19 protein-coding genes and 2 pseudogenes are annotated in these 25,223 nt (G+C 71.7%); 14 read left to right on the top strand and 7 right to left on the bottom strand.

The annotated features are described in order from the left end of the window. Nucleotides 1-53 precede the first annotated feature (53 nt). Together ACFYQA_RS03115 and ACFYQA_RS03110 are read left to right on the top strand one after the other, a co-directional pair. Complete coding sequence (locus ACFYQA_RS03115) at nt 54-1,568, top strand: 3-hydroxyacyl-CoA dehydrogenase (protein WP_388910762.1); 1,515 nt, start codon at nt 54-56, stop codon at nt 1,566-1,568. Continuing rightward, complete coding sequence (locus ACFYQA_RS03110; RefSeq protein WP_388910759.1) at nt 1,565-2,155, top strand: TetR/AcrR family transcriptional regulator; 591 nt, start codon at nt 1,565-1,567, stop codon at nt 2,153-2,155. The genes ACFYQA_RS03115 and ACFYQA_RS03110 overlap by 4 nt, the downstream gene beginning before the upstream one ends. 85 nt (nt 2,156-2,240) lie before the next feature. Here the strand turns inward: ACFYQA_RS03110 and ACFYQA_RS03105 are convergent, their stop codons facing one another. Beyond that, nucleotides 2,241-2,726: an Lrp/AsnC family transcriptional regulator gene (locus tag ACFYQA_RS03105; protein ID WP_386393910.1), complete on the bottom strand. Its 486-nt coding sequence runs from the start codon at nt 2,724-2,726 to the stop codon at nt 2,241-2,243. A gap of 190 nt (nt 2,727-2,916) precedes the next feature. On the opposite strand from ACFYQA_RS03105, the gene pdhA (ACFYQA_RS03100) reads away from it, so the two are divergent. From pdhA (ACFYQA_RS03100) to ACFYQA_RS03075, 6 genes are all read left to right on the top strand, one after another. Beyond that, nucleotides 2,917-4,089 carry a pyruvate dehydrogenase (acetyl-transferring) E1 component subunit alpha gene (pdhA, locus tag ACFYQA_RS03100; RefSeq protein ID WP_388910756.1) on the top strand — a complete coding sequence of 391 codons (1,173 nt, stop codon included), beginning with the start codon at nt 2,917-2,919 and terminating at the stop codon, nt 4,087-4,089. Next, nucleotides 4,086-5,090 carry an alpha-ketoacid dehydrogenase subunit beta gene (locus ACFYQA_RS03095; protein WP_388910753.1) on the top strand — a complete coding sequence of 335 codons (1,005 nt, stop codon included), beginning with the start codon at nt 4,086-4,088 and terminating at the stop codon, nt 5,088-5,090. Before pdhA (ACFYQA_RS03100) ends, ACFYQA_RS03095 begins: the two co-directional genes overlap by 4 nt. Continuing rightward, complete coding sequence (locus tag ACFYQA_RS03090) at nt 5,090-6,631, top strand: dihydrolipoamide acetyltransferase family protein (RefSeq protein WP_388910750.1); 1,542 nt, start codon at nt 5,090-5,092, stop codon at nt 6,629-6,631. Before ACFYQA_RS03095 ends, ACFYQA_RS03090 begins: the two co-directional genes overlap by 1 nt. Before the next feature lie 251 nt (nt 6,632-6,882). Further along, nucleotides 6,883-7,818 carry a DUF6457 domain-containing protein gene (locus ACFYQA_RS03085; RefSeq protein WP_388911096.1) on the top strand — a complete coding sequence of 312 codons (936 nt, stop codon included), beginning with the start codon at nt 6,883-6,885 and terminating at the stop codon, nt 7,816-7,818. Beyond that, entirely contained in the window at nt 7,815-9,308 is a 1,494-nt protein-coding gene (locus ACFYQA_RS03080; RefSeq protein ID WP_388910747.1) for a molybdopterin molybdotransferase MoeA, read from the top strand. The genes ACFYQA_RS03085 and ACFYQA_RS03080 overlap by 4 nt, the downstream gene beginning before the upstream one ends. Further along, nucleotides 9,305-10,399, top strand: coding sequence for a potassium channel family protein (locus tag ACFYQA_RS03075; protein ID WP_388910744.1), 1,095 nt, complete (start codon nt 9,305-9,307; stop codon nt 10,397-10,399). The genes ACFYQA_RS03080 and ACFYQA_RS03075 overlap by 4 nt, the downstream gene beginning before the upstream one ends. Nucleotides 10,400-10,507: 108 nt before the next feature. Here ACFYQA_RS03075 and ACFYQA_RS03070 read toward each other — a convergent pair whose 3' ends face one another. Both ACFYQA_RS03070 and ACFYQA_RS03065 read right to left on the bottom strand, forming a co-directional pair. After that, nucleotides 10,508-11,359 (bottom strand): ABC transporter permease, encoded by an 852-nt coding sequence (locus tag ACFYQA_RS03070; RefSeq protein WP_388910741.1) that lies wholly within the window; start codon nt 11,357-11,359, stop codon nt 10,508-10,510. Continuing rightward, nucleotides 11,356-12,414, bottom strand: a complete 1,059-nt coding sequence (locus tag ACFYQA_RS03065; protein ID WP_388910738.1) for an ATP-binding cassette domain-containing protein — start codon at nt 12,412-12,414, stop codon at nt 11,356-11,358. Before ACFYQA_RS03065 ends, ACFYQA_RS03070 begins: the two co-directional genes overlap by 4 nt. A 237-nt stretch (nt 12,415-12,651) precedes the next feature. Here ACFYQA_RS03065 and ACFYQA_RS03060 point away from each other — a divergent pair, with 237 nt between their 5' ends. Continuing rightward, nucleotides 12,652-13,632 (top strand): NAD(P)H-quinone oxidoreductase, encoded by a 981-nt coding sequence (locus ACFYQA_RS03060; RefSeq protein ID WP_388910735.1) that lies wholly within the window; start codon nt 12,652-12,654, stop codon nt 13,630-13,632. 29 nt (nt 13,633-13,661) lie between these two features. Here ACFYQA_RS03060 and ACFYQA_RS03055 read toward each other — a convergent pair whose 3' ends face one another. Continuing rightward, nucleotides 13,662-13,976 (bottom strand): hypothetical protein, encoded by a 315-nt coding sequence (locus ACFYQA_RS03055; protein ID WP_388910733.1) that lies wholly within the window; start codon nt 13,974-13,976, stop codon nt 13,662-13,664. 695 nt (nt 13,977-14,671) lie between these two features. Here ACFYQA_RS03055 and ACFYQA_RS03050 point away from each other — a divergent pair. After that, nucleotides 14,672-15,214 carry a bacterial proteasome activator family protein gene (locus ACFYQA_RS03050; RefSeq protein ID WP_388910730.1) on the top strand — a complete coding sequence of 181 codons (543 nt, stop codon included), beginning with the start codon at nt 14,672-14,674 and terminating at the stop codon, nt 15,212-15,214. Between the two features lie 230 nt (nt 15,215-15,444). Here the strand turns inward: ACFYQA_RS03050 and ACFYQA_RS03045 are convergent, their stop codons facing one another. After that, a complete protein-coding gene (locus ACFYQA_RS03045) occupies nt 15,445-17,127 on the bottom strand; it encodes a protein kinase (protein WP_388910727.1) in 1,683 nt (560 codons plus the stop codon). Nucleotides 17,128-17,489: 362 nt separating this feature from the next. On the opposite strand from ACFYQA_RS03045, the gene ACFYQA_RS03040 reads away from it, so the two are divergent. Then, nucleotides 17,490-19,091, top strand: coding sequence for a protein kinase (locus ACFYQA_RS03040; protein WP_388910724.1), 1,602 nt, complete (start codon nt 17,490-17,492; stop codon nt 19,089-19,091). A gap of 103 nt (nt 19,092-19,194) precedes the next feature. On the opposite strand, the pseudogene ACFYQA_RS03035 reads toward ACFYQA_RS03040, so the two are convergent. Continuing rightward, nucleotides 19,195-20,224 (bottom strand): annotated as a pseudogene (locus ACFYQA_RS03035) (phosphotransferase). A gap of 819 nt (nt 20,225-21,043) precedes the next feature. Here ACFYQA_RS03035 and pdhA (ACFYQA_RS03030) point away from each other — a divergent pair. Genes pdhA (ACFYQA_RS03030) through ACFYQA_RS03020 form a run of 3 tightly spaced genes read left to right on the top strand, consistent with a single transcriptional unit; the run spans nt 21,044 to nt 24,728 of the window. Next, nucleotides 21,044-22,180 carry a pyruvate dehydrogenase (acetyl-transferring) E1 component subunit alpha gene (pdhA, locus tag ACFYQA_RS03030; RefSeq protein ID WP_388911093.1) on the top strand — a complete coding sequence of 379 codons (1,137 nt, stop codon included), beginning with the start codon at nt 21,044-21,046 and terminating at the stop codon, nt 22,178-22,180. Between the two features lies 1 nt (nt 22,181). Then, nucleotides 22,182-23,174, top strand: coding sequence for an alpha-ketoacid dehydrogenase subunit beta (locus ACFYQA_RS03025; RefSeq protein WP_388910721.1), 993 nt, complete (start codon nt 22,182-22,184; stop codon nt 23,172-23,174). A gap of 24 nt (nt 23,175-23,198) precedes the next feature. Continuing rightward, nucleotides 23,199-24,728 carry a dihydrolipoamide acetyltransferase family protein gene (locus ACFYQA_RS03020; RefSeq protein WP_388910718.1) on the top strand — a complete coding sequence of 510 codons (1,530 nt, stop codon included), beginning with the start codon at nt 23,199-23,201 and terminating at the stop codon, nt 24,726-24,728. Nucleotides 24,729-24,881: 153 nt separating this feature from the next. Here the strand turns inward: ACFYQA_RS03020 and ACFYQA_RS03015 are convergent. Next, nucleotides 24,882-25,165: pseudogene (locus ACFYQA_RS03015) on the bottom strand (BRO family protein); the annotation flags it as partial. Nucleotides 25,166-25,223 lie beyond the last annotated feature (58 nt).

Here is a 25,223-nt window from a genome sequence, read left to right as displayed (position 1 = left end):
GGCAAGGGGGTCCGCCGCTTCCGTGGACAAGCCCGTGCGGGAGGATCGCGCACATGACAGCACTCGACCTCAGCAGCCCCGTGGCCGTCGTCGGTACCGGCACCATGGGCCGGGGCATCGCCCAGGTCGCCCTGGTCGCGGGTCATCCCGTGCGGCTGTACGACGCCGCCCCCGGCCGGGCCCGGGAAGCGGCCGAGGGGATCGTGGCCCGGCTCGACCGGCTCGTGGCGAAGGAACGGCTCACCGCCGCCGACCGGGACGCGGCCCGCGCCCGTCTGCTGCCCGCCGACGACCTCACCGCACTCGCCGACTGCACCCTGGTCGTCGAGGCCGCCCTGGAGCGCCTGGACGTCAAGCAGGAGCTGTTCCGCGCGCTGGAGGACGTCGTCTCCGACGACTGCCTGCTCGCCACCAACACGTCCTCCCTGTCGGTCACCGCCATCGGCGGTGCTCTGCGCGTTCCCGGCCGCTTCGTGGGCCTGCACTTCTTCAATCCGGCGCCGCTGCTGCCACTCGTCGAGGTCGTCTCCGGCTTCGCCACCGACGTCACCTGCGCCACGCGCGCGTACGAGACGGCCCGCGCCTGGGGCAAGACGCCGGTCGCCTGCGCCGACACCCCCGGCTTCATCGTCAACCGCATCGCCCGGCCCTTCTACGCCGAGGCCTTCACGGTGTACGAGTCCCAGGGAGCCGATCCGGCCACCATCGACGCGGTGCTGCGCGAGTCCGGCGGCTTCCGCATGGGTGCCTTCGAACTGACCGACCTCATCGGGCAGGACGTCAACGAGTCCGTCACCCACTCGGTGTGGCGGTCCTTCTTCCAGGACGTGCGCTTCACACCGTCCCTGGTCCAGCGCCGGCTGGTCGAGTCCGGCCGCCTCGGCCGCAAGAGCGGCCGGGGCTGGTACGACTACCGGGACGGCGCCGAGCGCCCCGAGCCGCACACCGCGGAGCAGGCCGGACCGCCCGCGTACGTGGTCGCCGAGGGCGGTCTGGGGCCCGCCTCGGACCTGCTCGCCCTGATCCGCGAGGCCGGAATCCAGGTCCGCGCGGAGGACGAGGACAACGGCACCCGCCTGGTGCTGCCCAGCGGCGGCCAGTTGGTGCTCGCCGACGGCCAGACCTCCGTGGAGTACCGCGACGTCGTCTACTTCGACCTCTCGCCGGACTACCGCGAAGCCACGCGCATCGCCCTGTCCCACTCCCAGGACACCTCCGCGCGGACCGTCGCCGAGGCCACCGGGCTGTTCCAGGCGCTCGGAAAGAAGGTCAGCGTCATCGGGGACGTCCCCGGCATGATCGTCGCGCGCACGGTGGCGCGGATCATCGACCTGGCGCACGACGCCGTCGCCAAGGGGGTGGCCACCGAACAGGACATCGACACCGCGATGCGCCTGGGCGTCAACTACCCCCTCGGTCCCTTCGAGTGGAGCCGTCGTCTCGGCCGTGGCTGGGCCGGCTCCCTCCTCGACGACCTGCACGAGCGCGATCAGTCAGGCCGCTACGCGCCGTCCCTCGCGCTCTACCGGCGCGCGTGCGCCACCGAGAAGCGGGAGGACACTCCATGACCACCGCCAGGCGCGACACCTACACCCCGGAGTCCCTGCTCTCCGTCGCCGTCCAGGTGTTCAACGAGCGCGGCTACGACGGCACCTCCATGGAGCATCTCTCCAAGGCCGCAGGCATCTCCAAGTCGTCGATATACCACCACGTGGCGGGCAAGGAGGAGCTGTTGCGGCGCGCGGTGAGCCGGGCGCTGGACGGACTCTTCGGCATCCTCGACGAGGAGCACGCGCGCGCGGGGCGTGCCGCCGAGCGCCTGGAGTACGTCGTACGGCGCATGGTCGAGGTCCTGATCGCGGAGCTGCCGTACGTGACGCTGCTGCTGCGTGTGCGCGGCAACACGGAAACCGAGCGGTGGGCCCTGGAACGGCGGCGCGAATTCGACCACCGGGTGGCGGCACTGCTGAAGGCCGCGGCGGCGGACGGGGACGTGCGCGGCGACATAGAGGTGCGCCTGGTGACCCGGCTGGTCTTCGGGATGATCAACTCGATCGTCGAGTGGTACCGGCCGGACGGGCACGGCATGAGCGAGCGCGAGGTGACGGACGCGGTGGTCCAGCTGGCCTTCGGCGGGCTGCGCAAGGCGTCCTAGTTCCAGCACCGGACCGGGGCCGGTTCTCGCGGGGGACGGTTCCGCGCGGGGCCGTCCGGGAACAGCCCTGGGTGTGTCCGGCGGTTCACCTCTGTGGCTCGAGGTCCTCCTCCTCGAACACCAGCAGGGTGCGTGTGCTGAGCACCTCGGGGATCGCCTGGAGCCGGGTCAGCACCAGCTCGCGCAACGCCCGGTTGTCCGGGGTGTGCACCAGGAGCAACACATCGAAGTCGCCGCCCACCAGGGCGATGTGGGAGGCGCCGGGGAGCTGCCGGAGCTGCTCGCGGACCGTGCGCCAGGTGTTCTGGACGATCTTCAGCGTGATGTACGCCGAGGTGCTGTGACCGGCCCGTTCGTGATCGACGCGGGCGCCGAAGCCGCGGATGACGCCGTCCTCCACGAGACGGTTGATCCGGGCGTAGGCGTTCGCGCGCGAGACATGGACCCGGTCGGCGACCGACCGGACGGACGCGCGGCCGTCCGCCTGGAGCATGCGCAGGATGTCCTGGTCTATGGAATCCAGGGGGCGCGCGGGCGGCAGCGGCCCGATCCCCTCCGGACTCTCGGCCATTTGTTCAGACGACACCCGGTCCCGCCTCTCCGCCATGGACGTAATGCGTCCATCACAGGCTGTGGACAACCGTTTGTCCACAGCCTGGTGCCACCCGTAGCCAAAATGTGCCGGCGACCGAACAATCGGTTGGTGAGGCGCGTCACAGACGCCGCGTCTCCATAAGCCGCTCCCACGAGGAGGTGCCGTCATGACGGTCATGGAGCAGCGGGGCGCTTACCGGCCCACCCCGCCGCCCGCCTGGCAGCCCCGTACCGACCCCGCGCCGCTGCTGCCCGACGCGGAGCCGTACCGGGTGCTCGGCACCGAGCGCGCCGACGCGGCCGATCCGGAGCTGCTGCGCCGGCTGTACGCGGAGCTGGTGAAGGGCCGCCGCTACAACGCGCAGGCCACCGCGCTCACCAAGCAGGGCCGTCTCGCGGTCTACCCCTCCAGCACCGGACAGGAGGCCTGCGAGGTCGCCGCCGCGCTGGTCCTCGAGGAGCAGGACTGGCTCTTCCCGAGCTATCGCGACACGCTCGCCGTCGTCGCGCGCGGCGTGGACCCCGTCGAGACCCTCACCCTCCTGCGCGGCGACCGGCACACCGGTTACGACCCCTACGAGCACCGGGTCGCACCGCTGAGCACGCCGCTCGCCACCCAGCTGCCGCATGCCGTCGGACTCGCGCACGCCGCCCGCCTCAAGGGGGACGATGTGGTCGCGCTGGCCATGGTCGGTGACGGCGGGACCAGCGAGGGCGACTTCCACGAGGCGCTGAACTTCGCCGCCGTGTGGCGGGCGCCGGTCGTCTTCCTCGTCCAGAACAACGGCTTCGCCATCTCCGTCCCGCTTGCCAAGCAGACCGCGGCCCCGTCGCTGGCCCACAAGGCCGTCGGCTACGGGATGCCCGGCCGCCTGGTCGACGGCAATGACGCGGCCGCCGTGCACGAGGTTCTGGCCGACGCCGTACGCCACGCGCGTGAGGGCGGCGGCCCGACCCTGGTCGAGGCGATCACCTACCGCGTGGAGGCCCACACCAACGCCGACGACGCGAGCCGCTACCGGGGCGACGCCGAGGTGGAGACCTGGAAGGGGCACGACCCCGTCGCGCTCCTCGAACGGGAACTGACCCGGCGCGGTCTGCTCGACGACGACCGTATCGCCGCCGTCCGCCAGGACGCCGAGACCATGGCCGCCGACCTGCGGGCGCGCATGAACCAGGACCCGGTGCTCGACCCCATGGACCTGTTCGCCCACGTCTATGCCGAGCCCACCTCCCAGCTGCTGGAGCAGCGGGAGCAGTTGCGGGCCGAGCTGGCGGCCGAAGCGGAGAGCGAGGCCGGGCCCGGGACCGGCTCCGAACCGGGAGGGACGCAGCGATGACCACCGTCGCCGCCAAACCGGCCACCATGGCGCAGGCGCTCACGCGCGCGCTGCGCGACGCGATGGCCGCGGATCCGTCCGTGCACGTCATGGGCGAGGACGTCGGCACCCTCGGCGGTGTCTTCCGGATCACGGACGGACTCGCCGAGGAGTTCGGCGAGGACCGCTGCACGGACACTCCGCTGGCCGAGGCGGGCATCCTCGGGACGGCCGTCGGCATGGCGATGTACGGGCTGCGGCCGGTCGTGGAGATGCAGTTCGACGCGTTCGCCTACCCGGCGTTCGAGCAGTTGGTGTCGCACGTCGCGAGGATGCGCAACCGCACGCGCGGGCGGATGCCCCTGCCGCTCACCATCCGCATCCCCTACGGCGGTGGCATCGGCGGCGTCGAGCACCACAGCGACTCCTCCGAGGCGTACTACATGGCGACTCCCGGGCTTCATGTCGTCACGCCCGCGACCGTCCCGGACGCCTATGGGCTGCTGCGTGCCGCCATCGCCTCCGACGACCCGGTCGTCCTCCTCGAGCCCAAGCGTCTGTACTGGTCGAAGGACTCCTGGAACCCGGAGCGGCCGACGGCCGTTGAACCCATGGGCCGTGCGGTGGTGCGGCGCTCCGGCCGGAACGCCACGCTCATCACATACGGGCCGTCCGTTCCCGTCTGCATGGAGGCGGCCGAGGCGGCCCGTGCCGAGGGCTGGGACCTGGAGGTCGTCGATCTGCGCTCGCTGGTGCCGTTCGACGACGAGACGGTGTGCGCCTCGGTGCGGCGGACGGGACGCGCGGTCGTCGTTCACGAGTCGGGCGGCTTCGGCGGTCCCGGCGGCGAGATCGCGGCCCGGGTCACGGAGCGCTGCTTCCATCATCTGGAGGCGCCGGTGCTGCGTGTGGCAGGGTTCGATCTCCCGTATCCGCCGCCGATGCTGGAGCGTCACCACCTGCCCGGCGTGGACCGGATCCTGGATGCCGTGGGGCGTCTGCAGTGGGAGGCCGAAAGCTGATGGCACAGGTGCTGGAGTTCAAGCTCCCCGACCTCGGTGAGGGGCTCACCGGGGCGGAGATCGTGCGCTGGCTGGTCGAGGTCGGCGAGGTCGTCGCCGTCGACCAGCCGGTCGTCGAGGTCGAGACGGCCAAGGCGATGGTGGACGTGCCCTGCCCCTACGAGGGCGTGGTCACCGCCCGCTTCGGCGAGGAGGGCGCCGAGGTGCCGGTGGGCGCCCCGCTGATCACGGTCGCGGTGGGCGGCCCGGCCGACGACGACGGCCGTCCGGCGGGTGAGCAGCGTTCCGCAACCGACGGCTCCCGTACCGACGGCTCCCGTGCGGAGGACTCGCGTGCGCAGGGCCCACGTTCGGAGGGTTCCGGCAATGTGCTGGTCGGGTACGGCACTTCGGAGGCGCCGGCCAGGCGTCGCAGGGTCCGGCCGGGGCCGCCGGTGCCGAGCGCGCCGGCGACGCCCACCAAGCCCGCCACGCCCACGGTGAACGGTCGGGCCGCCGCCGGGCAGGCATCCGCTGCCCGGCAGGTCCGAACCGCCGGGGCGGTGGACGGGCCGGTCCCCGTGATCTCGCCACTGGTGCGCCGGCTGGCCCGGCAGAACGGCCTGGACCTGCGGGAGATGGCTGGTTCCGGGCCCGAGGGGCTGATCCTGAGGGCGGACGTGGAGTACGCGCTCCGGGCCGCCGGAACGCAGGCCGGCAAGGGCCGGACGCCCACCACCGAGCCGCACCCGCGCGTGCCGCAGACGCAGACGCAGACGCAGACGCAGACGCAGGCACCGCCGCAGGCGCACGCGCCGATCGTCGGGTCTCCGGCAGCCTCGGAGACCACCCGCATCCCCCTCAAGGGCATCCGCGGTGTCATGGCCGACAAGCTCTCCCGCAGCCGTACCGAGATCCCCGACGCGACCTGCTGGGTGGACGCAGACGCGACCGAGCTGATGCGGGCGCGGGACGCGATGCGGCGTTTCGCCGAGGAGCGTCCCCGGAGTCCCGCAGCCGGCGGGGCGAAGATCTCCGTACTCGCCCTGCTGGCCCGGATCTGCACCGCCGCGCTGGCACGCTTCCCCGAGCTCAACTCCTCCGTGGACATGGCGGCCAGGGAGGTCGTCCGGCACCCGGCCGTGCATCTCGGCTTCGCCGCGCAGACCGAGCGCGGGCTCGTCGTCCCCGTCGTACGGGACGCGCACACGCGCAATGCGGAGTCGCTGACGGCGGAGTTCGCCCGGCTGACCGAGGCGGCCCGCACGGGAACACTGACGCCGGCGGACCTCACGGGTGGCACGTTCACATTGAACAACTACGGCGTCTTCGGCGTCGACGGCTCCACCCCGATCATCAACCACCCCGAGGCGGCCATGCTCGGCGTCGGCCGCATCGTCCCCAGGCCCTGGGTGCACGAGGGCGAGCTGGCGGTGAGGCAGGTCGTGCAGCTCTCGCTCACCTTCGACCACCGGGTCTGTGACGGCGGCGTGGCAGGCGGTTTCCTGCGGTACGTGGCGGACTGCGTGGAGCAACCGGCGGTGCTGCTGCGGACGCTGTGACGTCCCGTTCTCCCTGACCGCGTTGTCCGTGCTGTCCGTGCTGTCCGTGCCCCCGCGTTCCCCGTGCTTGCGGGGGCACGCATACTCGGGGGGTGACCGAGTACGAGCTCCCGGATGCTCCCGGAGCCGCTGGCGACCGCACCCGTGACCGCGACCCCGTGCCGGACCGGGCGGTGCCCGCCGCGTACGACGAGTCCGCCGCGACCTCCACGCGTCCCACGCCCGCCGTGCCCCTTGCCTACGACGCCCTTGTGCTGGCCGGTGGCGGTGCCCGGCGGCTCGGGGGCGCGGACAAGCCCGGTGTGCGGGTGGGCGGCCGATCGCTGCTCGACCGCGTGCTGGCCGCCTGCTCCGGCGCCCGCACCACCGTCGTCGTGGCCGGTCCCCGGCCCACTTCCCGGCCCGTGTTCTGGGCACGTGAGGAGCCGCCGGGCGGCGGACCGCTCGCCGCGCTCGACGCGGGGCTCCGCCTGAGCACCGCGGAGTACGCCGTCCTGCTCTCCGCCGACCTGCCGTTCCTCGACGGACCCACCGTCGAGGAGCTGCTGATCACCCTTCGGACGAGCACGGCGGACGGGGTCCTGCTGACCGACGCCGACGGCCGGGACCAGCCGCTCGTGGCCGCGTACCGGACGGCTGCGCTGCGTCGCGGACTGGCGGTGCTCGCCGAACGGCACGGCACGTTGGCCGGTTTGCCGCTGCGCCGGCTGACCGGCTCGCTCGACCTCACCCGAATCCTGGGCCCAGTGGCATCGTTCGACTGCGACACCTGGGACGACATCGCCGCCGCCAGAGCACGCATCAGGGAGCATGGACACGTGTTGGATGAATGGATTTCCGCAGTCAAGGACGAGCTGGGCATCGATCTGGACGTCGACACCGGCGTCCTCCTCGACCTCGCCCGGGACGCCGCACACGGTGTGGCCAGGCCGGCGGCGCCGCTGACCACCTTCCTCGTCGGCTATGCGGCCGCCCGCGCGGGCGGTGACCGGGAAGCCGTCGCCGAGGCCGCGCGCAAGGCCGTCGCCCTCGCCACCCGCTGGGCCGAGGAGGACACCACCGACGCCGCGCCCGCGCAGCCCGCGGACAAGCAGCCCGCCGCCGGTACAGCCTCCGGTGAGGGCCCAGGCCCGGCCCCGGCCCCGGCCCCGGCGCCGGCGCCCGGCACGCGTCCGGACGCCGAATGAACGCGTCCGGGGCCCGTGCCGACCAGGGCACCGGGGCCACCGACGATGCCGAGGACCCCGATGATCTCGACGTCGAGGAGGCTCTCGCCCTCGTGAACGACGCCTCCGGCCGCACCTCCGGCGATTCCGCGCGCGCCCGCGGCCCCCGGCGGGGCGGGTCCCGGCCCGCCGCGGACGGCCGGAGTCCCGCCACCGGCCACGCGCGCCACGACGACCGCCACGCCCTCTCCTGGACCGAGGCCCGCACCGTCGCCGAGCGCGCCGCACGTCGGGGCGCCGGCAGCCGGGCCGCCCACCGCGCCCCGGCCCCCGTGCGGCTTGAGGACGCCCTCGGCCTCACCCTGGCCGCCCCCCTCACGGCCCTCACCGACCTGCCCTCCTTCGACACCTCGGCCATGGACGGCTGGGCGGTCTCCGGCCCCGGCCCCTGGGCCGTACGGGAGGAAGGCGTCCTCGCCGGGCACGCCGAGCACCCACCGCTCACCGACGGCGAAGCCGTCCGTATCGCCACCGGCGCCCGTGTCCCTTCGGACACCACCGCTGTTCTGCGCAGTGAACAGGGCCGTACCGACGGCAACGGCCGACTGCACGCCACCCTGCCCCGAGCCACCACCGCACCCCGGTCGGCGGGCGCGTCCCACGCCGGGCCCGTCTCCACGGTCGCGCACGGTCAGGACATCCGCCCACGTGGTCAGGAGTGCCGCAGCGGCGAGCAACTGCTGGCCGTCGGAACCCTGGTGACCCCGGCCGTGCTGGGCCTCGCCGCGGCCGCCGGATACGACACGCTCAGTACCTTTCCCCGTCCCCGCGTCGAGGTCCTCGTCCTCGGCGACGAACTGCTCACCGGAGGCCTGCCGCACGACGGGCTGATCCGGGACGCCCTCGGCCCGATGCTGCCGCCCTGGCTGCGCGCACTCGGTGCCGAGGTCACCGCCGTCCGTCGGGTCCGTGACGACGCGCAGACGCTGTACAAGGCGATCACGAAGTCCGGCGCCGATGTCCTCCTCACCACCGGCGGCACCGCCGCGGGGCCGGTCGACCACGTCCACCCGACGCTGCGCCGCATCGGTGCCGAACTCCTTGTGGACGGAGTCGAGGTGCGTCCGGGCCACCCCATGCTCCTGGCCCGGACCAAGGAGAACCAGTACCTCGTCGGCCTGCCCGGCAACCCCCTCGCCGCGGTTTCCGGGCTGCTCACGCTCGCCGAACCCCTGCTGCGGACCCTCGCGGCCCGCCCCGCCTCCGAGCCGTACACGATGCCGCTGCGGGACGCGGTGCATGGACATCCGCACGACACCCGCCTCATCCCGGTCGTACTGCGCGGTGACGCAGCCCTGCCGTTGCACTACAACGGCCCGGCCATGCTGCGTGGCATCGCCGCGGCCGACGCCCTCGCGGTCGTCCCCCCGGGCGGCACGCGGCCCGGCCAGGAGGCGGAACTGCTGGACCTTCCCTGGGCGTCCGGGGGAATCGGGGTGTGTTTCACGTGAAACTTCCGGGCCAGGACGCCATTGCCCGCCAGGCGGACGAGCACTTGGTGACCCACCGGGTGAAACTGCCCAGGAAAGTGGTCGAGCACCCGATCCGCCAGGTCACCAAACGGCTGTCCATGGCGTTGCTCCTCCTCGTGTTGACGGCGCTGATCGTGTACCTCGACCGCGACGGCTACACCGACAACGCCGACGGCACCCTCGACTTCCTCGATGCCTTCTACTACGCGACCGTCACCCTCTCCACCACGGGCTATGGCGACATCACCCCGGTCAGTGACGCCGCCCGGCTGACCAATATCTTCGTCGTCACGCCGTTGCGTGTGATGTTCCTGATCATCCTGGTCGGCACCACCCTCGAAGCCCTCACCGAACGCACCCGGGAGGAGTGGCGACTGAACCGCTGGAGGTCCACGTTGCGTGATCACACCGTCGTCGTCGGATTCGGCACGAAGGGCAGGTCCGCGATCAGAACGGTCTGCGCGACGGGGCTCCGCAAGGAGCAGGTCGTGGTGGTCGATCCCAGCAGCAAGGCGATCGAGGCCGCGGCGGCCGACGGGTACGCGGGCGTCATAGGGGACGCGACGCGCAGTGAGGTGCTGAAGCAGGCCGAGGCCTACCGGGCGAAGCAGATCATCATCGCCACACAGCGGGACGACACGGCCGTGCTGGTCACGCTGACGGCCCGCCAGCTCAACCGCAGTGCGAAGATCGTGGTCGCGGTGCGCGAGGAGGAGAACGCCCCGCTGCTGAAGCAGTCGGGTGCCGACGCGGTCATCACCAGTGCCAGCGCGGCCGGCCGGTTGCTCGGTCTGTCCGTGCTCAGCCCCGCGGCCGGCATGGTGATGGAGGACCTGATCCAGCAGGGCACCGGCCTCGACATGATCGAACGGCCGGTCATAAAGGCCGAGGTGGGCAAGACGCCGCGGGAGGTCGACGATCTGGTGGTGAGCGTCCTGCGCGGGCACCGGGTGCTCGGCTACGACGACAAGAACGTCGGGGCGCTCGAGCTGACGGACCGGCTGATCACCATCGTGCGGGCGACACCGGTCAGCCAGGTCACCCCCGACATCCGTCCGCTCCACGACTGACACCGCCGGGACATGCGGGAAACAACGTGGTGCCCCAAACAACGTGGTGCCCCGGGGTCGGGTGACCCCGGGGCACCACGTTGTTTGGGGCGGCGTTCGCCGGCCGCGTCACTTGCGGTTGTAGAGCCGCATCGTGATCGGTCCGAATACCAGGACGAACAGGACGGACCAGCCCAGCGACCAGGCCACCTCGTCGGCCGGCCAGTCCCCCGCCATCAGTCCGCGCACCGCGGACGCCAGGTGCGTGACGGGACTGTTGTTGACGAAGGCCTGGAGCCAGCCCGGCATGGTGCGGGGGTCGACGAAGACGTTGGACAGGAAGGTGAGCGGGAAGATCACCATCATGCTGACGCCCATCACCGACTTCTCGGTGCGCAGCATCAGCCCGAACATCGTCCAGATCCACGAGAACGCGAACGCGAAGACCACCAGCAGCGCGATCCCGGCGAGCACACCGGGGACCCCGCCGTCCGGCCGGTAGCCGAGGATGATGCCCACGGTGAGCATCACGACGGACGCGATGGTGTAGCGCAGGGCGTCCCCGAGCAGATAGCCGACCATCGTCGAGGGCCGCCAGATCGGCAGGGTGCGGAACCGGTCGAAGACGCCCTTCGCGATGTCCGTGTTGACCGAGACACCGGTGTACATCGTGATCATCACGACCGACATCACCAGGATGCCCGGCAGCAGGAACTGGATGTACTCCGTCGGCGAACCGGCCAGCGCCCCGCCGAAGAGGTACGTGTACATCAGCACCATCATGATCGGGAACGCGGTGACGTCGAAGAGCTGCTCCGGCACATGTTTGATCTTGAGGATCGCGCGCCAGCCGAACGTCAGGGAGGCCGACCACGCGCTGGGCCGCGGCGGGCGCTCCTTGGCGACCAGCAGCTCGGCGAGGGAGTCGGTGCGGACCGGGGCGAGTTCCGCGCTCTCGGTGGTCGTCGTCACGGTACTCATGCCGCCACCTCGTCCTTCGGGCTGGGGGAGTTGTCGGCGCCGGCCCCGGGCCCTGTCCCGGAACCGGCCCCGCTGCCCGATGCCCGGGTGTCGTGTCCGGTGAGGGCGAGGAACACCTCGTCCAGGCTCGGCTGGCCGAACGAGAAGTTGTCGACGGTGATGCCGGCCGCGGCCAGTTCGCTCAGCGCGCGGGCGGCCTGTTCGGCGGCGGTGTCCTGGCTCGCGGCCGCGCCCAGGCGGGCGGTGAGCGTCACCGGGTCGGGGTCGGGCTGTACCTGTGCGTCGAGCAGGCGGCGCAGCAGGTCCGCGGCGAGCGGCCGTTGATCCGGATCGCGCAGCCGCAGATGTACGGTGCCGGCGCCGACGGACGCCTTCAGCTCGCCCTTGGTGCCCTCGGCGATCACCCTCCCGCGGTCGATGACGGCGATCCGGGACGCCAGTTGGTCGGCCTCGTCCAGGTACTGGGTGGTCAGCAGCACGGTCGTGCCCTGGGCGACCACCGCGCGCACGATGTCCCACACCTGGTTGCGGCTGCGCGGGTCCAGACCGGTCGTCGGCTCGTCGAGGAACAGCAGGTCGGGGGTGTTGAGGATGGACGCGGCGATGTCGATACGGCGCCGCATTCCGCCCGAGTAGTGCTTGACCTGCTTCGCCGCCGCGTCCGTCAGACCGAACGCCTCCAGCAGCTGGGCGGCACGGCTGCGGGCGCCCGGTTTGCGGTGGCCGAGGAGGCGGGCCAGCAGAATCAGGTTCTCGGCACCGGTGAGGTCCTCGTCCACGGATGCGTACTGCCCGGTGAGGCTCACCAGGCCGCGCACCGTGTCGGCCTCGCGCACGATGTCATGGCCGAAGACATGGGCATCGCCGCCGTCCGGCCTCAGCAGGGTGGCGAGCATCTTCACGGTGGTGGTCTTGCCGGCGCCGTTCGGTCCGAGGACGCCGTACACCGTGCCGGCCGGCACGGCGAGATCGACTCCGTCGACGGCCCGTGTCTCACCGAAGGTCTTGACCAGGCCGGCGGTTTCGATCGCCAGGCCGGACGTCTGCGTGCTCATGCTTCGGGTCCTTCCGCGTGCTTGGGCTACGCATGGGGAGACCTTCACGGTCGCGCAAACTCATCGCTCCCGCACAGGGGTCTTCCCGCGAACCGGCCCAACGCCGGATCCCGCCCTCCGCCCGTGGGCCCAGGCCGGTTCCCGGACCGAGCCGGTTCCCGGCCTGACCCGGGCCCCGGGCCGGATCGGCCCCGGACTTGAGCCGCCCACGGCCCGGCCAGAGGTAGCGTCGTTCTCATGTATGCGATCACGATTCCCGAACCCGGCGGGCCCGAGACGCTGGTGTGGACGAAGGTCCCCGATCCTGTTCCCGGTGCGGGCGAAGTGCTGGTCGAGGTGGTGGCAGGCGCCGTCAACCGCGCCGACATCATGCAGCGGCAGGGCTTCTACGATCCCCCGCCCGGCGCCTCCCCCCACCCCGGCCTGGAGTGCTCCGGGCGGATCACCGCGCTCGGTCCCGGAGCGACCGGGTGGGCGGTCGGCGACGAGGTGTGTGCGCTGCTCGCGGGCGGTGGCTACGCGGAGCAGGTCGCCGTCCCGGTCGGCCAGTTGCTTCCCGTCCCCGAGGGGCTCGACCTCAAGCAGGCGGCAGCACTCCCGGAGGTCGTCTGCACGGTCTGGTCGAACGTCTTCATGGTGGCCCACCTCCGCCCCGGCGAGACGCTGCTCGTGCACGGCGGCTCCAGCGGCATCGGCACCATGGCGATCCAGCTCGCCAAGGCCGTCGGTGCCAAGGTCGCCGTCACGGCCGGTACGAAGGAGAAGCTGGAGCGCTGCGCCGAACTGGGCGCCGACATCCTGATCAACTACCGCGAGCAGGACTTCGTGGCCGAACTGAAGCGGGCCACCGACGGCGCCGGCGCGGACGTCATCCTCGACAACATGGGCGCCAAGTACCTGGACCGCAACGTCAAGGCCCTCGCGGTCAACGGCCGGCTCGCGATCATCGGCATGCAGGGCGGCGTCAAGGGCGAGCTGAACATCGGCGCCCTCCTCGGCAAGCGTGGCGCCATCAGCGCGACCTCGCTGCGCGCCCGGCCGCCGGCGGAGAAGGCGGCGATCGTCGCGGCCGTGCGGGAACACGTCTGGCCGCTGATCGGGGGCGGTCATGTCCGCCCCGTCGTCGACCGTGAGATCCCGATGCCGGACGCGGCCGACGCGCACCGGGTCGTGGAGGCCGGCGGCCACATCGGCAAGGTGCTGCTGATTGCGCCGTAGGACGTCCGGATGTCCGTGGGCTTCGCGCTTCAGCTCCGCCGCAGCCTGAGGCCCACGAACGCCAGTCCCAGCCCGAGCCCCACCAGGACCAGTCCGCTGCCCAGCGGCAGGATGCGCAGCATGGGCCCGGCGGAGCGGTCGGTGCCGGTGGCGGTGTTCGCCGTGGGCTGTCGCGACACCTCGGAGGACACCGTGGCGGCCACCTCCTGCGACTGGGGCGCCCGAGGGGTGGCGCCGGCCCCGGGTTCCTGGGATCCGTCCGTACCGTCTCCGGAGTCCGGGGCGGGCCCGGTGTCCTCCGCACCGACCTGGGGCTCGCCCGGCTTCTCGGGAACGCCACTCACGCCGTCGCCGGTGGCGCGCCCGCCGTCGCTCGGTCCGCCGTCCCGCCCACCCCGCGGGTCCGCCGCCTCCCTGGTCTCCTCGGCCCCCTCGGGCCTCTCGCTCCTCCCCTCCGGTCCGGGAACCTCCCGCCCCGGCCGCTTCCGTCCTTCCCCGGGCCGGCTGCCGGCCCGGGGAGGTTCGGCCGAGAGTGAGAGCGACGGCGGCGCAGCCGCAGCCGAGCGGAAGAGTGAGGGAGCCGAAGGGGGAACAGGAGACGGAGAGGACGAGTGGGCGGTCGCGCGGGCGGGCACGTCGAGCTGTCCGGCCACCGCCTCCTGAAGCCCGCCCACCGGTCCTTCGGCGTTGTAAGCCATCGCCGTACCGACGGGCGCCACGGCAGCGCTGTACGGCAGCTTCATCACCGCTCCCCCCGCCGTTCCCGCCCCGGCCGCGGTCACCGCGCCCGTCACCACCCCGAGCGCGACGCACGTTCGCAGGGCGAGCCCCGCTCGCATCGCCCTCACCGCACACAGCCATGGAGTCACGACGGTGACCTCCCGCACCGGCCGGTGCCCGTTCGCACCGTCGGCAAGATGGGCCGGATGGACTCCCACAGGCTCGCATTCCCGCGCACCCCCGGCATTCCGGATTCCCCCAGTCAGGGGCGGCCGGGGGGCCCCGGCGGTGTGCGGCGGGCGTGCGAGAGAATGGCCGTATGGAGATGCCGAGGAACGAACGGTCACCGGACAATCCGCAGGTTCTGGTCGTCGGCCAGGACGGGATGGCGCTCGGCGGGGGCACGGGGGGCGAGGACTCCCGCGAGGTCCCGGTGACGGAGCAGGTGGAACAGCCCGCGAAGGTCATGCGGATCGGCAGCATGATCAAGCAGCTGCTGGAGGAGGTGCGCGCGGCCCCTCTGGACGAGGCCAGCAGGGTCCGGCTCAAGGAGATCCACGCCAGCTCGGTGAAGGAGCTGGAGGACGGACTCGCGCCCCAGCTGGTCGAGGAGCTGGAGCGGCTCTCGCTGCCCTTCACGGACGAGGCGACCCCGAGCGACGCCGAACTGCGGATCGCGCAGGCCCAGCTGGTGGGCTGGCTGGAGGGCCTCTTCCACGGCATCCAGACCACGCTCTTCGCCCAGCAGATGGCCGCGCGCGCCCAGCTGGAGCAGATGCGCCGCGCCCTCCCGCCGGGCATGGGTGACGGCGGTCATGAGGAACCCCCGATGGGCGGCCGCTCGGGCGGCCCCTACCTGTAGTCGTCCCTGCCCCGCTTCGGCAGGACGTACGAAAGGGGCCCGGCGTCGTAGCTGGGCCCCTTTCGTACGTCCTTTGGTCCTTGCCCCGTACCTGGTGGGCTCAGGTTTCCCCAGGAGCCCAGGAGCCCAGGAGCCCAGGAGCCCAGGAGCCCAGGAGATCAGGAGATCAGGAGATCAGGAGATCAGGAGCCCAGGAGCCCAGGAGCCCAGGAGCCCAGGAGCCCAGGAGATCAGCCGTTCGGCGGTTTGCCCGTGGAGACGTCGAGCTGGACCTTGGGCATCTCCTCGGGGTCGACGGCCGTACCGGCGGCGGGGAACTGCTTCATGACCGCGCCTTCGCCGTACGTGTTCTCGTCGACGTTCCGCACGTCCAGCTCCCAGCCGGCGGCCTGGAAGCATTCCTTGACCGACTTGATGTACTTGAACTTCAGATTCGGGAGCTCGATCTCGTCCTCGTCGTTGTAGGACTCCTTCGGCTCCGTGCACTCCTCCGGGTCGATCGTCCTGGACGGGTCGGGCCCGCGGTACCCGGCCGCCCGGGAGACCTCCGCCGACACCGACGCGCTGACGCCCGGGTCGCCGCTCTTGTCGTTCTCGCCGCCGCCGCCGCCGTTGGCCAGCAGCGCCGCGATCAGGCCGCTGACGGCGAGGACGGACACGGCGACCGAACCGATGATCACCGGCTTGTTGTTACTGCCGTCACCCGGTCCGCCCGAGCCCGGGCCCTGGGGCGACAGGTTGTACGGCGGCGTCGACGGGCCGCCCTGCTGCGCGCCGTACGGGGGGTGGGGTGTCGCGTAGCCGCCCTGCGGGGCGCCCTGCTGGGGATAGCCGTACGCCGGGGCCGGGCCCGGCGCGGCCGGGGTGCCGTACGGGTTCGGGGTGTGGTGCTGGGGCGGGCCCGGCGTGTACGGCGTCTGGACGCTGCCCGGGGCCGCCGGAGCCGACTGGTCGACGGGCGGGAACACCGCGGAGCCGACGCCCGAGCCGCTCTGCCCGTGCGCGCCGGGGACGATGCTCGGCGGGGCCGCCTGGAAGGACTGGCTCACGCGCAGGCACTCGTCGCGCATGGCTTCGGCGCTGGGGAAACGCTCGTTCGGGTTCTTCTTCAGCGCGCGGGTGATCAGCGCGTCCACGGCCGGGGGCAGCGAGCGGTTGACCGAGGAGGCGAGCGGTGGCTCCTCCTGCACGTGCGCGTAGGCGATGGCCAGCGGCGAGTCGGCGTCGAACGGGATCCGCCCGGTGACCAGTTGGAAGAGCATGATGCCGACCGAGTACAGGTCGGAGCGGGCGTCGACGCCCCGCCCGAGCGCCTGCTCGGGCGAGAGGTACTGCGGGGTGCCGACGACCATGCCGGTCTGCGTCATCGAGGTCACACCGGACTGCATGGCGCGGGCGATGCCGAAGTCCATCACCTTGACCACGCCGCGCTTGGTCATCATCACGTTGCCCGGCTTGATGTCCCGGTGGACCAGGCCCATCTCGTGGCTGATCTCCAGGGCGGCCAGCACGTCCGCGGTGATCTTCAGTGCCTTGTCGGCGGGCATCGCGCCCTGCTGCCGTATGTCCTCGTCGAGCACGGAGCCCAGCGGACGGCCCTCGACGTACTCCATGACGATGTACGGCATCGTCATGCCGTCCACATCGTCCTCGCCGGTGTCGAAGACCGAGACGATGTTGGTGTGCGTGAGCTTCGCCACGGACTGGGCCTCGCGGCGGAAGCGTTCGCGGAAGGCCTGTTCCCTGCCGAGTTCCGTGTGCAGGGTCTTGATCGCGACCTGACGGTCGAGCACGCTGTCGTACGCGAGGTGGACGGAGGCCATGCCGCCCTGGCCGAGCAGGTCCCGCAGTTGGTAGCGGCCGCCGGCGAGCGCCCGCCCCGCGTTGTGGCCCTGTGCGCCGTCCTGGCTCATGTTCCGCGTCCCCCGTAGCCTCTCCGGCGCTACTGCCGTCGGCGACCGATTCCTCGTAGATCCAATGCGCTATACCCGGCCAAGTCTGCCCCAGGCCCCTGACGCGTCAAGCGTGGGGCCCGTTCCGTGACCGTACGGGACAGAAGCGTCGCGGAAGTGTTACAGGGGACGTGAGGCGGGTGCACGGAATTTGCACGACGATATGGATTGCGGGTTTCATGGCCGGTCCGTCTCATGCCCGTTCTCACGCCCGTTCCTGGCAACCCGTCCCGGACGGGAGGTCGGCGTGAAGGCTGTAGCGTGGCCGACGGAGACCGTGACAACACCGCGCGCACCGCGGGCAGAAACGACGGCGAGGACTGATGGCACAGCAGCAGCGCGCTCAGGGCCCGTCCGACCCCGAGGCGACTGGCGGCGGCATGTCGGACGCGCCGGACAACTGGGGCAACGGCGGACTTGTCGGCGACGGTCGGTACCGGCTGACGCACAGGCTCGGCCGGGGCGGCATGGCCGAGGTGTTCGCCGCGGAGGACGTGCGGCTCGGGCGGGCGGTCGCCGTCAAACTGATGCATACCGATCTCGCCGAGGACCCGATCGCCAAAGCGCGTTTCACGCGCGAGGCGCAGTCGGTGGCCGGTCTCAACCACCACGCGATCGTCGCCGTGTACGACTCCGGTGAGGACATCGTGGGCGGCCAGGCCGTGCCGTACATCATCATGGAGATCGTCGAGGGCCGTACGATCCGCGATCTCCTGGTCAACGCCGAGGCGCCCGGCCCCGAACAGGCGTTGATCATCGTCTCCGGCGTCCTGGAGGCGCTGGCCTACTCGCACCAGCACGGCATCGTGCACCGCGACATCAAGCCCGCCAACGTCATCATCACGCACAACGGTGCCGTGAAGGTGATGGACTTCGGCATCGCCCGCGCGCTGCACGGCGCGTCCACGACGATGACGCAGACCGGCATGGTCATGGGCACCCCCCAGTACCTCTCGCCCGAGCAGGCGCTCGGCAAGGCCGTCGACCACCGGTCCGACCTGTACGCGACCGGCTGCATGCTGTACGAACTGCTGGCACTGCGGCCCCCGTTCACCGGTGAGACGCCGCTGTCCGTGGTCTACCAGCACGTGCAGGACATCCCCACGCCTCCGTCGGAGGTCTCGGACGCCAGCCCGCCGGAGCTGGACGGGCTTGTCATGCGCTCGCTCGCCAAGGAGCCGGACGACCGGTTCCAGACGGCGGAGGAGATGCGCGGGCTGATCCAGTACGGGCTGCAGATGCTCTACGACCAGGGCGGCCACACCGGCACCTGGAACACCGGCGTGGTCGACATGCACGACGGCCGGCACACCCCGGCGGGGGGTTTCGCGGGCACGACGGCGATGCCGCACCCGGACGCCTCCGGCACCGCGGCCATCCCGCAGCCGATTCTCCCCAACCTGTACGGCGGCAGGGACGACGGCGGTTTCGAGGGCGGCGACCACCATGGCAACGGCCGCGGCAAGCTGTGGATCCTCGCGGTGCTCGCGGTGATCGCCGTCGTCGCGGGTGTCGCGCTGGCGCTGAACGGCGGCGACGACAGCAAGGACGACAAGGAACCACCCTCCAAGTCGCCGTCCTCCTCGCAGAGCAGCGAGAAGGAGAAGCCCAGCGCGTCACCGGACGAGGACGACACCACCGAGGAGCCGGAGGCGCCGAACACGGACACCGGAACCGGCAACGGCTCCGGAGGCGGTGGCTACGTCCCGCCGTACACCCCGTACCCGACGGCGACGCAGAGTCAGCCGCAGACCGATGAGCCGACGGGCGAGCCGACGGACACCCCGACGACGCCGGTGGATACCGAGCCGGAGAACCCGCCGGAGTCGCCGTCGGTGCCTGACCCGGGTGAGGGCGGCGACGAGGGCGGCACGGAGAACGGCGGAGCAGTGGGCGGGGACACCGCCGCGGTGACCGGCGGCTGACCACGGGTCACGGATCACGGGCGGGCCTCGCACCCGCGGCCTCACCCCGCGCGGAGCACATCCGCGCGGGGTGTCTTCGTGAATGCCCCGCCAGGCATCCGCCTCACCCCGTGAACGCCGCGCGCACCGCGTCGTACTCCCGGCTCCACCACACCACCAGCGCGGCCGTGGCCGGGAACTGGCAGTCCGCGCGGGTGTCGTCGCGCTCGTAGTGCCAGCGGAGCATCCAGAAGTCGTTGAGGCGTTCCCACCACACCCGGTGCACCGCCGCGGCGAGCTGGGCGGGCGTGGCCCCCGCGCCGCGCCGGTACGCGCGCGTAGGACCGTACGCGCGGCAGGTCGAGGGTGCCCGAGGGCCGGACGAAGAAGATCGCCGCGGCGCGTACGGCCTCCTCCGCGCGGGGCTGTACGCCGAGCCGGTCCCAGTCGACGATCGCCGCGGGCGTGCCCCCTCGGTACAGCACGTTGAACGGGTGGAAGTCACCGTGCACCCACCCCACCGAGTCCCCGCGCGGTGGCCGTCGGCCGGCGTGCCGCTCCAGCAGGGTCCGCCGTTCCAGGAGCCGGCGGCGGGCAAGGGTGTCGAAGGAGTCGGCGGGGCGGTGCCGGCGGACGCGGCCGAGCAACTCGTCGATGAGGGTGAGGGTGTCGGCCGGGTCGGCGCTCTCCGCCGGAGCGCCGTGGGTCCGCTCGGGGGCCGGCATCACGCGTTCCAGACCGGCGTGCACCGCGCCGAGCAGTGCCCCGAGCCGTGCGCACTGTCCCGGCGTGAGCTGCCCGCCGTGCCGGTGCCTGCCGTCGATCCAGGGATGCAGGGCGTACGCGTGGCCGTCGACCACGGCGACCGTGCGCCCGTCCCGGGCGGGCAGCGGCGGGGCCACCGGCACGCCCAGGTCGGCCAGGCGCCGGGTGGCCCGGTGCTGGCGGACGATCGCGGCCGGATCTGCGGTCTCGGGGTCGAAGTGGTGCTTGAGGAAGTAGCGGCCGTGGGTCGTGCGCAGACGGTAGCCGCGGTTGAGCAGGCCCTCGTCCACGGGCTCGCAGGTCACCGCGGAACCGGCGGCGTACCGGCGCAGCAGGGCGCCCAAGGGGGGCGCGCAAGGAACAGGGGGTAGTACACGTAAGGGCGACACGCGCCAGATGTTAGGGCACAGCGCGGGCCCGTGAACTGCGAGTTGTCACAGCCAGTCATTTCCGGTCGCACTATGTGCTCGACCCGTCTCGGACAGGAGCGGGCGGAGTGCCGGAGGGAGTGCCGGGCGGGCGCCCGATGGAAGTGCGAGAGGGGCCCGGCTTGTCCCCGGCCTGCCGCCGGGGCGGTGCGTCGGCCTGTCCCCGGCCTGTCCCCGGCCTGCCGTCGGCCTGTCGCCGGGCGGTGCGTCGGGCGCGCGCGGGACACGACCCTTCCCGAGTCCGGGGTCGGCGGGATAACGTGCCGTTGCTCCGGCCTCCTGCAAGGCTGTGACCAGTGCGCCTTTCCAGCCTTTCCGATTTACTTGGAAATCCAAGCAAAATCCCAGGTCAGGAATGGTTTCCCAGAAATGTGGCGTACTGGGTAACGTGCTATTTGCAGGTCGCTCGCCGGGGCACCTGTCACACCTGTTCCCGGCCGAGCGGCACCCACCCCGTGCCCGTGGTCGAGAAGAGGTGAGCCTCCCCCAGGCTTCGACGAGCTGGAGGGGGACCCCAGACCTACCGGCAATCCCGGGGGTCGGACCGACGGAGGAGCACACGTGACCGTGGAGAGCACTGCCGCGCGCACACCGCGACGCAGCGCCGGAAGTGATGCCGGCGCCACCGGCGCCCAGCGCACCACCAGCACCACCGCCGAGAAGGCGGTCCCGGCCAAGAAGGCGCCTGCGGCCAAGAAGGCGCCTGCGGCCAAGAAGGCGCCTGCGGCCAAGAAGGCGACCTCGGCCAAGAAGGCGCCCGTCGCGAAGAAGGGGCCCGTCGTGAAGAAGGCATCCGCGGCAGGGAAGCCCGGCGGCACGAAGCCGCGGAGCGCCGAACCCCACCTCGTACAACTCCTGACGCCCGAGGGCGAGCGGGTGGAGAACGCCGAGTTCGACCAGTACGTCTCCGGCATCACTCCCGAGGAGTTCCGCGGCCTGTACCGCGACATGGTGCTCACCCGCCGCTTCGACGCCGAGGCGACCTCGCTGCAGCGCCAGGGCGAGCTGGGCCTGTGGGCCTCGCTGCTGGGCCAGGAGGCGGCGCAGATCGGCTCAGGTCGCGCGCTGCGCGACGACGACTACGTCTTCCCCACCTACCGCGAGCACGGCGTCGCCTGGTGCCGCGGGGTGGACCCGACCAACCTGCTCGGCATGTTCCGCGGGGTCAACAACGGCGGCTGGGACCCGAACAGCAACAACTTCCACCTGTACACGATCGTCATCGGCTCCCAGGCGCTGCACGCCACGGGCTACGCGATGGGTGTCGCCAAGGACGGCGCGGACAGCGCGGTGATCGCCTACTTCGGCGACGGCGCCTCCAGCCAGGGCGACGTGGCCGAGGCCTTCACCTTCTCCGCGGTCTACAACGCCCCGGTGGTGTTCTTCTGCCAGAACAACCAGTGGGCGATCTCCGAGCCGACCGAGAAGCAGTCCCGCGTCCCGCTGTACCAGCGCGCGCAGGGCTACGGCTTCCCGGGCGTGCGGGTGGACGGCAACGACGTGCTGGCGAGCCTCGCCGTGACCCGGTGGGCCCTGGAGCGGGCCCGCGACGGTGAGGGGCCGACGCTGATCGAGGCGTTCACCTACCGCATGGGTGCCCACACCACCTCCGACGATCCCACCCGCTACCGCCACGACGACGAGCGGGCCGCCTGGGAGGCGAAGGACCCGATCCTGCGCCTTCGCCGCCACCTGGAGTCCGCACACCACGCGGACGAGGGATTTTTTGCGGAACTGGAGATCGAGAGCGAGACGTTGGGCAAACGAGTGCGCGAAGCGGTCCGTGCCATGAAGGACCCCGACCACTTCGCCATCTTCGAGAACGCGTACGCGGACGGGCACGCCCTCGTCGACGAGGAGCGGGCCCAGTTCGCCGCCTACCAGGCGTCGTTCGCCGACGTGGACGGGGGGAAGTGACATGGCGGAGACCGTGACATTCAAGAACATGGCCCTGGCCAAGGCGATCAACGAGTCGCTGCGCCGCGCTCTGGACACGGACCCCAAGGTCCTCGTCATGGGTGAGGACGTCGGCAAGCTCGGCGGCGTGTTCCGGGTGACGGACGGGCTGCAGAAGGACTTCGGCGAGAGCCGCGTCATCGACACCCCGCTCGCCGAGTCCGGCATCGTCGGCACGGCGATCGGCCTCGCCCTGCGCGGCTACCGCCCGGTGGTCGAGATCCAGTTCGACGGTTTCGTGTTCCCGGCGTACGACCAGATCGTCACGCAGCTCGCGAAGATGCACGCGCGGTCGCTGGGCAAGGTGAAGCTCCCGGTCGTCGTGCGCATTCCCTACGGCGGCGGCATCGGCGCGGTGGAGCACCACTCCGAGTCCCCGGAGTCGCTGTTCGCGCACGTGGCGGGCCTGAAGGTGGTCTCGCCGTCGAACGCGTCGGACGCGTACTGGATGATGCAGCAGGCCATCCAGAGCGACGACCCGGTGATCTTCTTCGAGCCCAAGCGGCGCTACTGGGACAAGGCCGAGGTCAACACCGAGGCGATCCCCGGCCCGCTGCACACCGCGCGCGTGGTCCGTGAGGGCACCGACCTGACGCTGGTGGCGTACGGCCCGATGGTGAAGCTCTGCCAGGAGGTCGCGGACGCGGCCGCCGAGGAGGACCGCTCCCTGGAGATCCTTGACCTGCGTTCGGTCTCCCCGCTCGACTTCGACTCGATCCAGGCGTCGGTGGAGAAGACCCGCCGCCTGATCGTCGTCCACGAGGCCCCGGTGTTCTTCGGTTCGGGCGCGGAGATCGCCGCGCGGATCACCGAGCGCTGCTTCTACCACCTGGAGGCCCCGGTCCTGCGGGTGGGCGGCTACCACGCCCCGTACCCGCCGGCCCGCCTGGAGGAGTCCTACCTCCCGGACCTGGACCGGGTGCTGGACGCCGTCGACCGCTCGCTGGCGTACTGAGGGAAAGGGAGGGTCGTGACGACGATGACGCAAGCGCCCGTCCGTGAGTTCAAGATGCCCGACGTGGGCGAGGGACTGACCGAGGCCGAGATCCTCAAGTGGTACGTACAGCCCGGTGACACGGTCACCGACGGCCAGGTGGTGTGCGAGGTGGAGACGGCGAAGGCGGCCGTGGAGCTTCCCATCCCCTACGACGGGGTGGTCAGCGCGCTGCACTTCCCCGAGGGCACCACGGTGGACGTGGGCATGTCCATCATCGCGGTGGACGTCTCGGGCGGTGCGGCCCCGGAGCCGGAGGCTCCCGCGGCCGTCCCGGCAACCCCGGCCGCCGAAGCCGTACCCGCCGCTGCCGCACCTGCGGTTGCCGTACCCGCCGCTGCCGTACCCGCCGAGCAGCCGGCGGAAGCCGAGCCGACGGCGATGAGCTCGGGCCGCCAGCCCGTGCTGGTCGGCTACGGAGTGTCGACATCCGCCACGCGCCGCCGCCCGCGCAAGTCCGCCCCGGACGGCTTCGCCCGGCAGACGGTGGCGGGGGCCCAGGCGGAACTGAACGGCCACGCCCCGGCCGCCCCGGCGCCCGTCGCTGACCCGGCGCCCGCCGCCGGTCCGGTGGCCGGCGCGCGGCGTCCGCTGGCGAAGCCGCCGGTGCGCAAGCTGGCGAAGGACCTCGGCGTCGATCTGGCGACGGTCACCCCGACCGGTCCGGACGGCATCGTCACGCGCGAGGACGTCCACGCGGCGGTCGCGGCGGTCGCGGCAGCGCCGAAGGCGTCGCAGGAGCCGACGGCCGTTCCCGTCCCGGTGCCCGCTTCCGCGCCGGTGACCGCTCCCGCTCCGGTGTCGTACGACACCGCCCGGGAGACCCGCATCCCGGTCAAGGGGGTGCGCAAGGCGACGGCGGCGGCGATGGTCGGCTCGGCGTTCACGGCGCCGCACGTCACCGAGTTCGTGACGGTCGACGTGACGCGCACGATGAAGCTGGTCGAGGAGTTGAAGCAGGACAAGGAGTTCACGGGCCTGCGCGTGAACCCGCTCCTGCTGATCGCCAAGGCCCTGCTGGTCGCGATCAGGCGCAACCCGGACGTCAACGCGTCCTGGGACGAGGCGGCCCAGGAGATCGTGGTCAAGCACTACGTCAACCTGGGCATCGCCGCGGCCACACCGCGCGGCCTGATCGTCCCGAACATCAAGGACGCCCACGCCAAGACGCTGCCGCAACTGGCCCAGTCCCTGGGTGAACTGGTGTCCACGGCGAGGGACGGCAAGACCTCCCCCTCGGCGATGCAGGCCGGAACGGTCACCATCACCAACGTCGGCGTCTTCGGCATCGACACGGGCACGCCGATCCTCAACCCCGGCGAGTCCGCGATCCTCGCGGTCGGCGCGATCAAGCTCCAGCCGTGGGTCCACAAGGGCAAGGTGAAGCCCCGTCAGGTCACCACCCTGGCGCTGAGCTTCGACCACCGCCTGATCGACGGCGAACTGGGCTCCAGGTTCCTCGCCGACGTGGCGGCGATCCTGGAACAGCCGAAACGGTTGATCAGCTGGGCGTGAAGGCCATGAACCGACCGGGTTCCTGACAGGAGGGGTGTCGCAAGCCGGTGCCGCGACGCCCCTCCTGCTGTGCCGGTCTCGGGTGTGCCGGCCTCAAGCTCGGTGGAGCACGTACACCGGAGCCCCGTCCTCGGCCCTGCCCCGCGAGTGAATGCAGGCGTTGGCAAGGAGGGGGAGACCCTGGAGAGAGATGACGTGCAAGTCTCGACGCCACTCTCTACCTGCGGAAATGCCGAGACCGTAAGCTCCACTTACGGTCTCGAGCATCTCTCGATGCTCGTCGGGAACATGATCTGCGAGAGCTTTCCGAGAGTTGGTGTGGCCGAGTTCCTTGCAGACGTCCACCGCCGGGAACCAGTGCGTCCCGTCCGGCACGCTCAGCCTCCGCACCCGGTCGCCGCGTACACGAAGTCGCTGGCGTTGATCGCCTTGACCAGCGGTTTGACGGCGTCGCCGTCCCGTGTGCGGAGTCTCTTGAGCCCTTCGGAAGCCGTC

It is taken from the genome of Streptomyces sp. NPDC005774, from assembly GCF_042871645.1.
In the GTDB taxonomy this organism is placed as follows: domain Bacteria; phylum Actinomycetota; class Actinomycetes; order Streptomycetales; family Streptomycetaceae; genus Streptomyces; species Streptomyces pratens.
This window is presented reverse-complemented; position numbering and strand designations above follow the sequence as displayed.